Annotated in this window: 16 protein-coding genes; 6 read left to right on the top strand and 10 right to left on the bottom strand. The window is 72.9% G+C overall.

Annotation, left to right across the window (positions count from 1 at the left end):
* Positions 1-23 precede the first annotated feature (23 nt).
* Both IF22_RS0132200 and IF22_RS0132205 read right to left on the bottom strand, forming a co-directional pair.
* Entirely contained in the window at positions 24-1,082 is a 1,059-nt protein-coding gene (locus IF22_RS0132200; protein WP_030338208.1) for an aldo/keto reductase, read from the bottom strand.
* 245 nt (positions 1,083-1,327) lie between these two features.
* The gene (locus IF22_RS0132205) at positions 1,328-1,840 is read right to left on the bottom strand and encodes an HIT family protein (protein WP_209444630.1); all 513 of its coding nucleotides are present in this window, start codon (positions 1,838-1,840) and stop codon (positions 1,328-1,330) included.
* A gap of 175 nt (positions 1,841-2,015) precedes the next feature.
* On the opposite strand from IF22_RS0132205, the gene IF22_RS0132210 reads away from it, so the two are divergent.
* The gene (locus IF22_RS0132210; RefSeq protein ID WP_030338212.1) at positions 2,016-2,744 is read left to right on the top strand and encodes a D-Ala-D-Ala carboxypeptidase family metallohydrolase; all 729 of its coding nucleotides are present in this window, start codon (positions 2,016-2,018) and stop codon (positions 2,742-2,744) included.
* A gap of 290 nt (positions 2,745-3,034) precedes the next feature.
* Here the strand turns inward: IF22_RS0132210 and thrS are convergent, their stop codons facing one another.
* Entirely contained in the window at positions 3,035-5,044 is a 2,010-nt protein-coding gene (gene thrS / locus IF22_RS0132215) for a threonine--tRNA ligase (RefSeq protein ID WP_030338214.1), read from the bottom strand.
* Between the two features lie 188 nt (positions 5,045-5,232).
* Here thrS and IF22_RS34110 point away from each other — a divergent pair, with 188 nt between their 5' ends.
* Positions 5,233-6,411, top strand: a complete 1,179-nt coding sequence (locus IF22_RS34110) for a DUF1775 domain-containing protein (RefSeq protein ID WP_051708923.1) — start codon at positions 5,233-5,235, stop codon at positions 6,409-6,411.
* A 364-nt stretch (positions 6,412-6,775) separates the two neighbouring features.
* Here the strand turns inward: IF22_RS34110 and IF22_RS0132225 are convergent, their stop codons facing one another.
* Positions 6,776-7,696, bottom strand: coding sequence for an ADP-ribosylglycohydrolase family protein (locus IF22_RS0132225; protein WP_030338218.1), 921 nt, complete (start codon positions 7,694-7,696; stop codon positions 6,776-6,778).
* 73 nt (positions 7,697-7,769) lie between these two features.
* Between IF22_RS0132225 and IF22_RS0132230 the strand changes: the two genes are divergently transcribed.
* On the top strand, positions 7,770-8,459 hold the full coding sequence (locus tag IF22_RS0132230; protein WP_030338220.1) for a response regulator transcription factor: 690 nt from the start codon (positions 7,770-7,772) through the stop codon (positions 8,457-8,459).
* A gap of 29 nt (positions 8,460-8,488) precedes the next feature.
* Complete coding sequence (locus IF22_RS0132235; RefSeq protein ID WP_030338223.1) at positions 8,489-9,892, top strand: HAMP domain-containing sensor histidine kinase; 1,404 nt, start codon at positions 8,489-8,491, stop codon at positions 9,890-9,892.
* A gap of 250 nt (positions 9,893-10,142) precedes the next feature.
* Here IF22_RS0132235 and IF22_RS0132240 read toward each other — a convergent pair whose 3' ends face one another.
* Together IF22_RS0132240 and IF22_RS0132245 are read right to left on the bottom strand one after the other, a co-directional pair.
* Positions 10,143-11,165 carry an adenosine deaminase gene (locus IF22_RS0132240; RefSeq protein ID WP_030338225.1) on the bottom strand — a complete coding sequence of 341 codons (1,023 nt, stop codon included), beginning with the start codon at positions 11,163-11,165 and terminating at the stop codon, positions 10,143-10,145.
* Positions 11,162-11,956, bottom strand: a complete 795-nt coding sequence (locus tag IF22_RS0132245; RefSeq protein WP_030338227.1) for a trans-aconitate 2-methyltransferase — start codon at positions 11,954-11,956, stop codon at positions 11,162-11,164. Before IF22_RS0132245 ends, IF22_RS0132240 begins: the two co-directional genes overlap by 4 nt.
* An 83-nt stretch (positions 11,957-12,039) precedes the next feature.
* Between IF22_RS0132245 and IF22_RS0132250 the strand changes: the two genes are divergently transcribed.
* Together IF22_RS0132250 and IF22_RS0132255 are read left to right on the top strand one after the other, a co-directional pair.
* Positions 12,040-13,023: an aldo/keto reductase gene (locus tag IF22_RS0132250; RefSeq protein ID WP_030338229.1), complete on the top strand. Its 984-nt coding sequence runs from the start codon at positions 12,040-12,042 to the stop codon at positions 13,021-13,023.
* An 88-nt stretch (positions 13,024-13,111) separates the two neighbouring features.
* Positions 13,112-13,303, top strand: a complete 192-nt coding sequence (locus IF22_RS0132255) for a hypothetical protein (RefSeq protein WP_030338231.1) — start codon at positions 13,112-13,114, stop codon at positions 13,301-13,303.
* Between the two features lie 120 nt (positions 13,304-13,423).
* On the opposite strand, the gene IF22_RS0132260 is transcribed toward IF22_RS0132255, so the two are convergent.
* From IF22_RS0132260 to IF22_RS0132275, 4 genes are all read right to left on the bottom strand, one after another.
* Positions 13,424-13,627 carry a cold-shock protein gene (locus tag IF22_RS0132260; RefSeq protein WP_030338233.1) on the bottom strand — a complete coding sequence of 68 codons (204 nt, stop codon included), beginning with the start codon at positions 13,625-13,627 and terminating at the stop codon, positions 13,424-13,426.
* 288 nt (positions 13,628-13,915) lie between these two features.
* Positions 13,916-14,188: a DUF4235 domain-containing protein gene (locus tag IF22_RS0132265; protein WP_030338235.1), complete on the bottom strand. Its 273-nt coding sequence runs from the start codon at positions 14,186-14,188 to the stop codon at positions 13,916-13,918.
* Positions 14,185-14,559, bottom strand: a complete 375-nt coding sequence (locus IF22_RS0132270) for a DUF3618 domain-containing protein (protein WP_030338237.1) — start codon at positions 14,557-14,559, stop codon at positions 14,185-14,187. The genes IF22_RS0132265 and IF22_RS0132270 overlap by 4 nt, the downstream gene beginning before the upstream one ends.
* The gene (locus tag IF22_RS0132275; RefSeq protein ID WP_030338239.1) at positions 14,556-14,990 is read right to left on the bottom strand and encodes a phage holin family protein; all 435 of its coding nucleotides are present in this window, start codon (positions 14,988-14,990) and stop codon (positions 14,556-14,558) included. The genes IF22_RS0132270 and IF22_RS0132275 overlap by 4 nt, the downstream gene beginning before the upstream one ends.
* Between the last annotated feature and the right edge of the window lie 238 nt (positions 14,991-15,228).

Genomic DNA, 15,228 nt, shown 5'->3' on the forward strand with positions numbered 1-15,228 from the left:
GGGTGAGGGTGGGTGGGGTGGGGTTAGGGGTGGACTGTGGGGTAGGCCGGGCGGGGCCAGTGGGGGCGGTCGGCGTCGCGTAGGGCGGCCGTGCGCAGGGCCGCCAACTGGCGCTCCACCTCGGCGAACTGGTCGCCCGGCAGCGGGCCCCGGTGCAGGGCGGCGGCGTTCTCCTCGACCTGGGCGACAGTACGGCAGCCCGGGATCGGGATGGTGCGACCGCTGCGCGCCCAGATCCACCCCAGCGCACCCTGGGCGAGGGTGCGCCCGTCAGCGGTGAGCGCGGCGCGGACCGCGCCGACCCGGCGCAGCCACTCGGGCGCCGGCCGGCCACCCCGGAACCATCCCAACCAGCCCGGCGCCAACCCTCGCACGTCGTCGCGGGGCAGCGTCGACGAAGCCGTGTACTTGCCGGTGAGGAGCCCCATCCCGAGCGGCCCCTGGTTGATGCTGGCCAGGTCGTACTTGTCGCACACGGCCAGCAACTCGGGGGCGTCGCGCAGCACCGACAGGGCGTGCTGCACAGCGGTGGCACCGGCGGCGGCCTGCCCGAACGCGGCGGCCCGGTCGGGGCGGTCGGTGCTCCACCCGTACGCCCGGATCAGGCCATCGGCCACCAGGTCCTCGCAGGTCCCGATCAGCGCCTGCGCCCTCGGCACCGACAGGTCGGCCAGGTGCAGCTGATACAGGTCGATCCGGTCGGTGCCCAACCGGCGCAGCGAGGCGGTCACCGCGCCGCGCAGGTACGCGGGCGACGCGTCCTCACCGGTGGCCTGCCGACTCGCCTCGTCGAACGTGTAACCCCACTTGGTGGCGATCACGGCCTCGTCGCGACGGCCGGCGAGTGCCCGGCCGAGCACCCGTTCGCCGTGCCCGGCCCCGTACGCGTCGGCGGTGTCGAACAGGGTGACGCCGAGGTCGAGTGCCCGACGAACGGCCCGCACCGACTCGTCGTCGTCGACCGCGCCCCAGCCCAACGGCTGACTGCCCTCCGCCCAGGGTCCGCCGATCGCCCAGCACCCCATGCCGAGGGCGCTGACCTCGATGCCGCTGCGCCCCAACATCCGTGTCGTGACTGCCATCGGCCGATCGTGCCACCTTCGCCGGGTCGGGGCGTAGCAGATCCGGCGGGCGGACACGCGGGCGCAGGGAGACGGTCACCGTGCGGCATGATCGCCCGCACGCGACGGGCTGGCCGGAGCTGACCTCGCTGCTGCGCGCCGACCAGTTGGGCCGACGCGGACGCCACCGAGCCAACCCGACGCGGACGCCACCGAGCCAACCCGACGCGGACGCCACCGAGCCAGCCCGACGCGGCCGGCGACGGTCAGGACGGCCAGGCGCGGGCGAGCAGGTCGCGGGTGTCGCCGAGCAGCTGCGGCAGCACCTTGGTGCGGCCGATCACCGGCATGAAGTTCGCGTCGCCACCCCAGCGCGGCACCACGTGCTGGTGCAGGTGCGCGGCGATGCCGGCGCCGGCCACCCCGCCCTGGTTCATACCCAGGTTGAAGCCGTGGGCGTTGCTGACCTTGCGGATCACCCGCATGGCGGTCTGGGTGTACGAGGCCAGCTCGGCGGTCTCCGGCACGTCCAGGTCGGTGTAGTCGGCGACGTGCCGGTAGGGGCAGACCAGCAGGTGCCCCGGGTTGTACGGGTAGAGGTTGAGCACCACGAACACGTGCTCGCCACGGGCCACCACCAGGCTCTGCTCCGGGGGGAGTTGCGGCCCTCGGCAGAACGGACAGCCAGTGGGCTTCTCGTAGCCCTCGGCCGGGCGGTCCTCGCCGGAGATGTAGGTCATCCGGTGCGGCGTCCAGAGCCGTTCCAGGCCGTCCGCCATGCCGTCGGTGTCCGTGTGCCGTTCCGCCCCTGTCACGAGCCGATCCTACGGAGCCCGGTGGACACGCCGCGACACCGCCGTCGGGAAACCGGGCATTGCAAGTTCTTGACGGATCAACGGCAAGGCATGAAACTTCCATGCACTCAGATACTTCCATGTATTGATGGAGGGCTTCATGTTCCGACGGCTCGGCAGGTTCCTCGCGGCACTTGCGCTGACCGCCACCACCACAGTGGTCGGCGTCACCCTCACCGCCGGCGCGGCCCAGGCGGACGGCTGCTACACCTGGGGCCGCACCCTGGCCCAGGGTGCGTCCGGCGAGGACGTCCGGCAACTCCAGATCCGGGTCGCCGGCTACCCCGGCTACGGCGCGGTGCTCACCCTGGACGGCGCGTACGGCCCAGCCACCCGATCGGCGGTGATCCGCTTCCAGCAGGCGTACGGGCTGCCCGCGGACGGGATCGCCGGCCCACAGACCTTCAACCGGCTCTACGCCCTCCAGGACGACGACTGCACCCCGGCCAACTTCAGCTACGCCGAGCTGAACAAGTGCAACAGCGACTGGTCCGGCGGCGCGGTGTCGGCGAGCACCGCCCGGTTCAACGCGCTCGTGTCGATGTGGAAACTCCAGGCCATGCGGCACGCCCTCGGCGACGTGTCCATCGCGATCAGCAGCAGCTTCCGCAGCTACGCCTGCAACAGCGCGGTCGGGGGCGCGTCGAACAGCCGACACCTGTACGGCGACGGGGTGGACCTGGTCGGGTCCCCGTCGTTCTGCCGACTGGCCCAGCAGGCCCGCTACCACGGCTTCGGGCAGATCCTCGGCCCCGGCTACCCGGACCACAACGACCACACCCACGTGGCGGCGGTCGGCGGCTGGTCAGCGCCGAACTGCGGCATCTGACACCCGAAACCGCCCCCGGCCCCCGGCCCCGGCCTCCGACCCATCATCGGCGGCCCCCGGCCTCCGGGCCCATGCTCGCCGGCCCCGGCCGCCATCCCATGATCGCGCTCGAACAGTGAAGTAGTGGCCTCCCGCACCGGGGAGGCCACTACTTCCTGGATCGAGCACGATCATGCGACGAGCCAGCACCACAAGCGCGGCGAGCCAGCACCCGCGAGCGGGCACCACGAGCGCGGCGAGCGGGCAGGCGCGGCGCACACCGGCGGCACACCGGCCGCGCGGCGGTTGCGCTACTCCGCGGCGGCGGAGGGGCCGATGTTGGTCCGCGAGCTGACCACGTCCAGCACGTGGGTCACCGCCTCGGCGACCGGTACCCCGTTGCGCTGTGAGCCGTCGCGGTAGCGGAAGGAGACCGTGCCGGCGGCCACGTCGTCGTCGCCGGCGATCACCATGAACGGGACCTTCTGCTGCTGGGCCGTCCGGATCTTCTTCTGCATCCGGTCGTCACCCGCGTCCACCTGGGCCCGGATGCCCTCCGCGCGCAGCGCGGCGACGAAGCCGTGCAGGTAGTCCGTGTGGTCCTCGCGGATCGGGATGCCCACCACCTGCACCGGCGCCAGCCAGGCCGGGAAGGCACCCGCGTAGTGCTCGGTGAGCACCCCGAAGAACCGCTCGATCGACCCGAACAGCGCCCGGTGGATCATCACGGGCCGCTGCCGGCTGCCGTCGGCGGCCTGGTACTCCAGCCCGAACCGCTCCGGCTGGTTGAAGTCGACCTGGATGGTGGACATCTGCCAGGTCCGGCCGATCGCGTCGCGGGCCTGCACGGAGATCTTCGGCCCGTAGAACGCCGCGCCGCCCGGGTCGGGCACCAGTTCCAGGCCGGAGGTCGCGGCGGCGGTACGCAGCGCCTCGGTCGCCTCCGCCCAGTCCTCGTCCGCGCCGATGAACTTCGGCGAGTCGTCGCGGGTCGACAACTCCAGGTAGAAGTCGTCGAGGCCGTAGTCGCGCAGCAGGTCGAGCACGAAGCTGAGCAGCGTGGACAGCTCGCCGGCCATCTGCTCGCGGGTGCAGTAGATGTGCGAGTCGTCCTGGGTCAGGCCCCGGACCCGGGTCAGGCCGTGCACCACGCCGGACTTCTCGTACCGGTAGACGGTGCCGAACTCGAACATCCGCAGCGGCAGCTCACGGTACGACCGCCCGCGCGACCTGAAGATCAGGTTGTGCATCGGGCAGTTCATCGCCTTGAGGTAGTAGTCCGCGCCCTCGAGCTGCATGGGCGGGAACATGGTGTCCGCGTAGTACGGCAGGTGACCGGAGGTCTGGAACAGCTGCGCCTTGGTGATGTGCGGGGTGTTGACGAACTCGTACCCGGCGGCCTCGTGCCGCTGCCGGGAGTAGTTCTCCATCTCCCGGCGGATGATGCCGCCCTTGGGGTGGAAGACCGCCAGGCCGGAACCGATCTCGTCGGGGAAGCTGAACAGGTCGAGGTCCGCGCCGAGCTTGCGGTGGTCGCGCCGGGCGGCCTCCTCCAACAGCTTCAGGTACGCCTTGAGCTCGTCGCGGGTCGGCCACGCGGTGCCGTACACCCGCTGCAGTTGGGGGTTTTTCTCCGACCCCCGCCAGTACGCGGCGGCGGAGCGCATCAGCTTGAACGCGCCGATCAGCCGGGTCGTCGGCAGGTGCGGGCCACGACACAGGTCCGACCAGCAGACCTTGTCCTCCTTGGCGTCGAGGTTGTCGTAGATGGTCAGCTCGCCGCCGCCCACCTCCATCACCTCGTCGGTGTCCAGGCCCTCGCCCTTGACCTCGATCAACTCCAGCTTGAACGGCTCGTCGGCCAACTCGGAGCGGGCCTCGTCCAGGCTGCCGAAGCGGCGGCGACGGAACCGCTGCCCGGACTTGATGATCTCCTGCATGCGCTTCTCGAGCTTGCTGAGGTCATCGGGCTGGAACGGCTTGTCGACGTCGAAGTCGTAGTAGAAGCCGTTCTCGATGGGCGGGCCGATGCCCAGCTTCGCCTCGGGGAAGACGTCCTGCACGGCCTGGGCGAGCACGTGCGCGGTGGAGTGGCGCAGCACGTTGAGCCCGTCCGGCGAGTCCAGGCTGACCGGCTCGACGACGGTCTCCTCGGCCGGCGACCAGTCCAGGTCGCGCAACTGGCCCTGCGGGTCGCGGACCACGACGATCGCCTTGGGGCCGTTCGCGGGCAGTCCGGCCGCGGCCACCGCGTCGGCCGCCGTGGTCCCGGCGGCGACGACGACGGGGTCGGCCACGGCGGGGGTACGGGGTGCGGACACGGTGACTCCTCCAAGCGGTACGAAACGGTGCCGATCCTCGGCTCCTGCCGATGCTATCGGTCGCCGTGTCCCCGACCGGGAACGGCACCTTCCTTACCGCCGCCGTTGAACCTTTCGCGCCTCGCAGCCGAACTAGAAGGTGTGGCCGGAACCGGTGCCGGCTGCGTCGACACGGATGGGGGCACGAGATGGGGAGCACGCACGGCGACGGCCGTCGGCGGCGGATCGTGGCGGCGACCGCGGTGACCGCCGCCGGGCTGCTGCTCTGGCCTGGCACGGCGTACGCGGCGGACGTGACGATCACCCCGACCGAGGCCCGGCAGGGCGACGCGGTACGGCTGGAGTTCACCGTCCCGGCGGAGCGGGCCGGCACCACCACCAAGCAGATCGAGGTCCGACTGCCGGCCGACGCGCCGGTCGCCGAGGTCTACCCCATGTCGGTGGACGGCTGGGCGCCCCGGATCAGCTCCCGCACCCTGGACAAGCCGCTGGCCGGCATCCACTCCTCCGGGGTGAGCACTGTGACGACGGCGGTGACCTGGGTCCGGGTCGGTGCGGGCGACGCCGGCTCGGCCCGGTTGGCGCTCTCCATGGGGCCGATGCCGCAGGCCGAGCGGCTCACCTTCGAGGTCGTCCAGACGTACGCCGACGGGACCGTGGTCCGGTGGGCGGACGCCGCAGGCGCGCAGCGGGCCCCGGCGCTCACCCTGCTCCCGGCGGCCCCGGGCGCCGCCGGACCGGCCGCACACGGTGGCGGTCACGGCGCGCCGCCGGCCGGCGCGCCAGCCGCTGGGGGCAACGGTGCCGACGGCGAACCGGGCGGCGACGGCGACCCGGCCACCCGCGCGGGTGGTGCCGGCGAGGAGTCCGGCAACGCCGACGGGATGCTGGCCGCCGGCCTGCTGGCCGGGTTGGGCGGCGGCGCGGCGATCGGCTGGCTGGTCAGCCGGTGGCGCCGACGCGGGCCGGACGAGGCCACCGCGCTCGCCGAGGTGACCGGCGACCCGGACCAGGGCACGAAGCGCGACGAGGCCGCGACCCTGGCCGAGATAACCGGCCGCGCGGAGCCCACCGCGACACGTGGCAGCGCCGAACCCACCGCGACACGTGGCAGCGCCGAACCCACCGCGACGCGCGGCAGCGCCGAACCCACCGCGACACGTGGCAGCGCCGAACCCACCGCGACACGTGGCAGCGCCGAACCCACCGCGACACGTGGCAGCGCGAGCGACGCCACGACGCCCGCCGAGACAATCGGTAACGCAGCCGAGCCCGCAGAGCCCGCCGACCCGACGCGGACCAACCCGCAGCCCGCCGACCCCCAGCCCGCCGACCCGCAGCCCGCCGTCTCCGCGGCATCGCGGTGATCCACTCGGGTTCCCGGAAACCGCGGCGTCCCGACCGCCCGGACAGCCCGATTTGGCGGTGATCCACTCGGCTTTCCGAAAACCGCGGCAATCGGGCCGCGCGGACACCCCGATATACAGGAAGCCGAGTTGATCTTGCGCAGGGCAGCCCGCGCGGGCACGCAGCCCCGGTAAGCAGGGGGCACCGCCCTCGTCAGGGCAGCCCCGGCGCACAGAGGCAGCCCGCCTCGTCAGGGCAACCCCGGTGGGCAGGCAGCCCGCGTCGTCAGAGCGGCCCGCGCGGGCAAGGCAGCCCCGGTGCGCAGGGCAGCCCGCGTCGTCAGAGCAGTTGCAGGGCGGTCCGCGCGGGCAAGGCGGCCTCGGGTCAGGGGAGCCAGGTGGGTAATGGCTCGCGGGCGGCCAGCCACGACTCCGGCACCCCGCCCGGGGTGCCGACGCCGGTGTACGCCGCCACCACCGACCCCGCGATGGCGGCCGTGGTGTCCATGTCCCCACCGGCCCGGATGCACGTCTCGATGGCCGCCGGATAGTCGTCGAGGTGGGTGGCGGCCACCCAGAGGGTGAACCCGACGGTGTCCTGGGCGGTCACCCGGGAGCCGTTGCCGAGCGCCGCCACCACCCGGGACAGCGGCCGGCCGAGCAGCTCGGCCGCCCGGTGTACGCCCCGATGCACGGCGGTGCCCGGGTCGAGCACGGCACCGATCCCGGCGAGCAGCCGCTCCGGGGCCGGCCGGTGCCCGTCGAGGCGGGCCCGGGCGGCCAGCGCGGCGGCCACGGCGACGGCGACCGCGCCGGCGATCCCCTCCGGGTGGGCGTGCGTCACCTCCGCACCGGCGCGGGCCTGCGCCGCGGCGCGGGCGGTCGAATCGGCGAAGTACGCGCCGAGCGGGCCGACCCGCATCGCCGCACCGTTGCCGCAGGAGCCCTGCCCGTCGAAGGCCGAGGCGGCGGCGAGCGGCCACGGGGTGCCGGTGCGGATCAGCTCCAGGATCAGCATCGCGCCAGCACCGTAGCCTCGGCGCGGGGTGCACCGCTCGGCGAAGGAGAGCGCCAGCCGGTCCCGGTCGATGCCGCCGGAGTCGGCCAACTGGGCGAGGACCGAGCAGGCCATCTCGGTGTCGTCGGTCCATTCCCAGGGCGCCGGCGGCAGGGCGGCGGCGGCGACATCCACCGGCGCCGACCCCGGCAGGAAGTACTGCGCGCCGAGGGCGTCGCCGGTGGAGAGACCGGCGAGGCTGTCCCGGGCGAGGGCCAGGCGGGCATCGGCGAACAGGGTGAACGACATCGTCGTACCAGCTTGCCCGGTCGCCAGGCACGTCGCAACGCGATCAACTTGCCAGGCCAAGTACGGTCTTGTCGTGGCCTCCGTGCTCCTGGTCGAAGACGATCACGTCGTACGCGGCGCGATGCTGCGGTCCCTCACCGACCGGGGGCATGCCGTGCACGCCGTGGGTACGGCGTTGGACGCGCTGCGTCGGGTCGCCGCGGAGACACCCGACCTGGTGGTGCTCGACCTCGGCCTGCCCGACCTGGACGGCTCGGACGCGCTGCGGATGCTGCGCGGCATCACCGACATTCCGATCATCATCGCCACCGCCCGTGACGACGAGCAGTCGGTGGTGAAGCTGCTGCGCGCCGGCGCCGACGACTACATGGTCAAGCCGTTCACCGGGGCGCACCTGGACGCGCGGATCACCACGGTGCTGCGCCGGGCCGGCCGGGCCAGTCGGTCCGTGCAGCCGGCGGTGCACAGCGTCGGCGGGCTGCGGGTGGACGTGGGCGAGCGCAGCGCCCAGCTCGACGGGGAGCCGCTGGCGCTGACCCGTAAGGAATTCGACCTGTTGGCGTATCTCGCCGCACGACCTGGGCGGGTAGTGTCCCGCCGGGAACTCTTGGAGGAGGTATGGCGGCAGCCATCGGTCGGCGAGGATCAGACCATCGACGTTCACCTGTACTGGCTCCGCAGAAAGATGGGCGAGTCCGCGGCGAAGCCGCGCTACCTGCGCACCGTGCGGGGGGTCGGATTCCGGCTGGTGGCACCGGACTGAGGACGGCGCTGGCGGTGCTCACCGCCGGCATGTGCAGCCTGGTGGCGCTCGCGTTCCTGATTCCGCTCGGGCTCAGTCTGCGGGAACAGAGTCGGGACGAGGCGATCGCCGACGCGGCGCGGCGCAGCGCGCTGGTGACCGGCGCGCTGGCGGTGAGCACCGACCCGGTGGTCGTCGAGCGTGCCGTCGTGGCCAGCGCCGAGGGCGCACCCACCCGACCCGTGGTGCACGGGCTGGGGCTGGACGAGTCCGCCGGCCGGGCCAGCGGCGGTGACCTGGAGCGGGCCCGCTCCGAGCGCCAGTCGGTGGTCGTCGACGTCGACGGCGGGGTGGCCCGGCTCGACCCGGTGGTCCTCGGTGACCGGACGGCAGTGGTCGAGGTGTTCCTTCCGGAGTCCGCGCTGGGCGAGGGCGCCGGTGGCACCTGGCTGCTGCTGTTCGCCGTCGGTGCGGCGATGGTCGGCGCGGCGGTGCTGGTGGTCGACCGGGTCGCCGCCCGCGCGGTGGACTCGACCCGCGGCCTGGTCAAGGCGGCACTCTCCATCGGCGACGGCGACCTCGGCGTCCGCGTCGAGCCGACCGGTCCGCGCGAGCTGGCCGAGGCCGGGTACGCCTTCAACCGGATGGCGGACCGGCTGGACGCCGCCCGCACCGACGAGCGGGAGCTGGTGGCCGACCTGTCGCACCGGCTGCGTACCCCGTTGACGGTGCTGCGGTTGGACGCGGAGGCGTTGGAGTCCGACGACACCAGCGTGGGTTCGTTCAGCCAGGCCGAGTTGGACCGGCTGCGCGGGATCCGGCGGATCCGGCAGGCGATCGTCACCCTGGAGGGTGAGATCGACGTATTGATCAAGACGACCCGCAAGGCGGTGGCGCACGAGGCCGGGCCGGCGATGTGCGACGTCAGCGAGGTGGTCCGGGACCGGATGGTGTTCTGGGCGGCGTTGGCCGGTGACCAGAACCGGCCGCACCGGGTCACCGGCGCGCAGCTGCGCATCCCGGCGCCGGTGCCGCGCGCCGAGCTGGCCGCGGCGCTGGACGCGGTCATCGGCAACGTCTTCCGTTACACGCCGCAGGGCACCGCGTTCGAGGTGGCGGTGTCCCGGCGCGACGGTTACGTGGCGATCCGGATCGACGACGCCGGCCCCGGCATCGCCAACCCGGACCGGGCACTGCGCCGGGGCGCCAGTGACCAGGGCTCGACCGGGCTCGGCCTGGACATCGCCAAGCGGGTGGCGTTGCAGGCCAACGGCTCGGTGAGCATCGACCGCGCCCGGCTGGGCGGGGCCAGCGTGGTGATGCTGCTCGCCGACCCGGAGGCGACACCCCGGCAGGTCAGCCGCTTCGGTCTGGTCGGCCGGATGGCCCGCGACGCGCGGGACACGAAGGCCAGCGGACGCCGGTGGCCCCGCCAGCGCCCTACCGACGACTGACCCGGGCGGCACCCGGGCTGTGCGCCGGTGCAAGTCTTCCTTAGATCGCGGTTAACGACGGCCTCACGTCGGTCGCGGGCTGACAGGATCACAGCACGAACCCACCAGTTCCACCGGCCGAGCGCAGCACGCACCCACTGCCGGTGGAGCCGCGCGCGCGGCGGGAGCCACAGGTCCCCCCACACCCACGCTCCCGCCGCGCGCCCTGCTCGCCACCGCCGGCCCGGCCGGCCACCGAGTGGCGACCGGGTCAGCCGGCGGTGGTGAGGTAGGCGTCGATCTCGTCGAGGATCCGCTGCTTGCCGGCGGGGTCGAGGAAGGACGCGGTGACCGCGTTGCGGGCCAGCCCGGCCAGGCCCTCGGCGCCGATCCCGAGCAGCCGGGCCGCCACCGCGTACTCGTCGTTGAGGGTGGTGCCGAACATCGGCGGGTCGTCGGAGTTGATGGTGACCAGCAGCCCGGCCTCGACCAGTTGGGGCAGCGGGTGCTCGTCGAGGGTGGCCACCGCCCGGGTACGGACGTTGGACGTCGGGCAGACCTCCATGCCGATCTGCCGTTCGGCCAGGTACGCCAGCAGCTGTGGGTCCTGGGCGGCGGAGATGCCGTGCCCGATGCGCTCGGCGCCCAGCTCGTTCAGCGCGTCCCAGACGGTCTGCGGTCCGGTGGTCTCCCCGGCGTGCGGCACCGAGCGCAACCCGGCGGCGCGGGCCTGGTCGAAGTACGGCCGGAACTGCGGTCGGGGCACGCCGATCTCCGGGCCGCCCAGGCCGAAACTGACCAGCCCGTCCGGGCGCTCGTCCAGCGCGATGCGCAGCGTCTCCTCGGCTGCCGGCAGGCCGGCCTCGCCGGGGATGTCGAAGCACCACTGCAGCTCGATGCCGAAGTCGGCCTGGGCGCGCTTGCGGGCGTCCTCGATGGCCTCGCAGAACGCCGGGGCGGGAATGCCCCGCCGGACGTGCGAGTACGGGGTGATGGTCAGCTCCGCGTACCGGACCTGTTGGCGGGCCAGCTCCCGGGCCACCTCGTGGGTGAGGATCCAGACGTCCTCCGGGTCCCGGATGAGGTCCACGACGCTCAGGTACACCTCGATGAAGTGCGCGAAGTCGCGGAACTCGAAGTAGGCGGCCAGCGCGTCCGGGTCGGTCGGCACGGGGGTGCGTCCCTCGTGGCGGGCGGCCAGCTCGGCGACGATCCGGGGCGAGGCGGAGCCGACGTGGTGCACGTGCAGCTCCGCCTTGGGCAGGCCGGCGATGAAGGTGGGCAGGTCGGTCACGAGTTCTCCTGAACATGGTCGCCGGTGCGGGCGACGACGAAGACGCGGCGGAACGGGAAGTACACCTGACCCTGCCGCACCGGGTACGCCGCGGCGAGCCGTACCCCCAGCTCGGCCCGGAAGGCGGACCAGCCGGCGGCGTCCAGCGCGGCCCGGACCGGGCGCAGCGCGGTGCCCTCCATCCAGACCAGCACCGGGTGCTCGGCCGCGGGTCGGGCCGGTAGCAGGTGCACGTAGGTAGTCTCCCAGGCGTCCACGGCGCAGCCGGCGGCGGTCAGCAGCGCCGCGTAGTCGGCCGGATCGTCGACCGGGTCGGCGCGCAGCAGCGGGGCGACGACGGCCCGCCAGGTCGGCCGGTCGGCGACCTCCCGCAGGGCGCGATGCGAGTCGGCGTCGAAGTTGCCGGGGACCTGCATGGCGAGCCACGCCCCGGCGGGCAGCTCGGCGGCCCACCGGCGCAGCAGCTCCTGGTGGCCGGGGACCCACTGCAGCGCCGCGTTGCTGACCACCACGTCCTCGTCGCCGGCCGGACGCCAGTCGCGCAGGTCGGCCACCGCGAAGTCGACCGGCGCGCCGAGGGCCGCGGCCCGTTCGATCATGTCGGGTGAGGAGTCCAGGCCGAGCACGCGGCTCGTCGGCCAGCGCTCGGCGAGGGTGGCGGTGAGCTGGCCGGGGCCGCAGCCGAGGTCGACCACCGCCCGGGGTCGCCCGGCCGGGATCCGGGCGACGAGGTCGTGAAACGGCCGCGACCGCTCGTCGCCGAAGCGCAGGTAGGCCGTCGGATCCCACATGATCGCCTCCTAAACCGTACGTTCGTACTGTTTACGGTACGGCTCGCCTGGCACCGTGGCAACCCGATCACTAGGCTCGGGGCATGGAACAGCGCAGCTTCAACCGGCTCGGCCGGACCGTTGGCGCGGTCGGCCTGGGCGCGTGGCAACTCGGGGCCGACTGGGGCACCGTCAGCGAGGACGACGCGATGGCGGTGCTCGCCGCCGCCGTGGACGCCGGGGTCACCTTCCTCGACACCGCCGACGTGTACGGCGACGGCCGCAGCGAGCAGCTGATCGGCCGCTTCCTGCGCACCCGACCCGACGCCGGGCTGACCGTCGCCACCAAGATGGGCCGCCGCGTCGAGCAGCGGCCCGAGGCGTACACCCTGGCCAACTTCCGGCAGTGGACCGACCGCTCCCGGGCCAACCTGGGCATGGACACCCTCGACCTGGTCCAGTTGCACTGCCCGCCCACCGCGGTCTTCTCCTCCGACGAGGTCTTCGACGGCCTGGACACCCTGGTCGCCGAGAAGGCCATCGCCGGGTACGGGGTCAGCGTCGAGACCTGCGACCAGGCCCTCACCGCGATCGCCCGACCGGGGGTGGCGAGCGTCCAGATCATCCTCAACGCGGTCCGCCACAAGCCCCTGGAGCGGGTGCTGCCCGCCGCGGCGGCAGCCGGCGTCGGCATCATCGCCCGCGTGCCGCTCGCCAGCGGCCTGCTCTCCGGCCGCTACGACGAGCACACCGAGTTCCCCGCCGACGACCACCGCAACTTCAACCGGCACGGCGCGGCCTTCGACGTCGGGGAGACGTTCTCCGGAGTCGACTTCGACCGGGGTCTGGCCGCCGTACGCCGGCTGGCCCCGCTGGTCGACGCGGACCGCACGATGGCGCAGTTCGCACTGCGCTGGGTGCTGGACCAGGCGGGCGTCACAGTGGTCATCCCCGGTGCCCGCGACGCCGACCAGGCCCGACGCAACGCCGCGGCGGCCGCCCTGTCCCCGCTCACCGACGAGCAGTTGACAGCCGTCCGCGAGACCTACGACGAGCTGATCCGCCCGCAGGTGCACGACCGGTGGTGACCCGCGCGCCCGGGATGCTCGCGTCGCACCGTCCGGCCGGCGATGCTGGACGGCGGCGTGCCGCCCCGGGCGGCGGAGAGGGGACGCGATGAGGGGCTGGCTTCCGCTCACCCTCGGCCTGCTGGCCGTGGTGATCGGCGCGGTGTGGACGGTCCAGGGCCTCGGCTACGTCGACGGCAGCGTGATGACCGACCAGAAGATCTGGGCGGTGGTCGGTCCGCTCGTGGCGTTGGCCGGGCTGGTGGTGCTCTGGCTCGGTCTGCGCTCGCGTCGACGCTGAGCGCCCGCTCCACTGGGGAGCCCGAACACGTGTGCAGCCCCGCATCCCGATGGGATGCGGGGCTGCACAGTTACCCTTGGGCCGGATCGTCCCACTGGCCGGCGGGGCCGGCCATCCTACTCAGATGGGACGGACCTGCTCGGCCTGCGGGCCCTTCTGACCCTGCGCGATCTCGAACTCCACCCGCTGGTTCTCCTCCAGCGAGCGGTAGCCGCTGGTCTGGATGGCCGAGAAGTGGACGAACACGTCAGCACCCCCACCATCGACGGTGATGAAGCCGAAGCCCTTGTCAGCGTTGAACCACTTCACGGTTCCCTGAGCCATGTGTATCTCCCTCTAAAAACTGGCGGCCGTGCACGCCGTCCGGCCGATTGGCCGTTTTTGAGCAGCGGTGCCTGAGGCGGCCCCACGAAGGAGACTTCTCTCAACCCACGCCATCTCGCAACAGCGGGGACCAGCAAATCACGGACGCAAAAAGTCTGTCACGACCTCTCCGACGAATTTCTCCGACATGTGACCTGACGGATGCCTCAGGCGTGCCGGGTGGCGGGTGATGCCATGCGAAAGCCCCCTTCCCATCGATGCGGGAAGGGGGCTGACGTCGCTGTCTGGTCAGTCCGGCCAGCTGCCGGTCATCCGGCGTACGCCGACCGCGCCGCCCCGGTCCACGGCGGCCCGGACGACCGCGAAGATGGCGCCCTGCAATGCCGCGGCCGCCAGGATCTCGCCCCAGCCGCGATCCTCGTCGGTCGCGTTGGGCGCCTCACCGTCGCCCGCGGTGACCTTCCAGACCTGCCGGAAGATCGCCCCGGCCACCGCCCCCGCGGCGATGCCCATCAACACGCCGACCGGCCGGTACGCGACCCTGCCGATGCTCTTACTCACCTACGCCTCCCCCGCACGATCATCAACACCACAACGGTGGCCACCGCACCGGCCGCGATGGCCGCCCACGGCATCGGGTTGCGGCGCACCAACTCGCCCTTGTCGTACGCCTGTGCGCGTACCAACTCGCTTTTCTCGTGGGCCCGCGCCCGCGCCATCCCCGCGCCCCGCACGGCCTGCCCGCGGACCCGGGCGACGGTCTGTGCCGCCTGCTCACGCATCCGCTCCTTGGCCTGCTCGGCGGACTCCCTGAGACGCGCCTTGACGTCGGCCTTGGCGGCCAACGCCTCCATCGTCTCGCCCAGCTCGACCCTGGTGCGACGAATCTCCTCGCGCAGCGCCTCCGTGTCGCCGGTCCCGTTGCCGGTCATTGCCGCCCCCTGTCCTTCACCGCGGCGGTGACGGTGTCCATGTCTGCCCGGAGGCTGCGGACCGTGGCCGCCGGGACCGGCGGGACGGCACGACTGACCTGCTTCTTGCCCACCAGGGCGAGGATGCCGGCCACCAGGAAGCAGGCCACCGCCACGATCAGCGCCGCGGCCCAGGCGGGCAACACCAGGTCGAGCAGCAGGATCGCCGTGGCGACCAGCGCACCCAGGCCGAAGAACGCGAGCGCGCCGCCGCCGCCGAACAGGCCGATCCCGATGCCCGCGTGCTTACCCTTCTGGGTCAACTCCGCTCGGGCCAGCGTCAGTTCGTCCCGCACGAGGCGGGAGATCTGCTCGGTGGCTCGTTGCACCAACTCGGCGGTGGAGGGCTCGCTCCCATTCTGGGATGTGCGGGCTTTCGCCACGTCAGCCATGCTGTCCTCCTTTCCTCATCACCGCGCTGTATGCCCGGAGTCGCCGCTCGTCAATCCTAAAGCGCGCCAAGTGGCGCACCGTCGGTGTTGTCCGCACGCCGCGCCGCCGATACGCGGCCACAGCCGCCGCGATCACGCCAGAGACGTCCGGCAGCACATCCCCCACCCAAGCCCGACCAAACCTCCCCGAACGGACCCCTCACCCGGCGCGCTCCCCGCCCCCGCCCCGCCCCCGCAC

It is taken from the genome of Micromonospora parva (assembly GCF_000718515.1).
GTDB classification, from domain to species: domain Bacteria; phylum Actinomycetota; class Actinomycetes; order Mycobacteriales; family Micromonosporaceae; genus Micromonospora; species Micromonospora parva.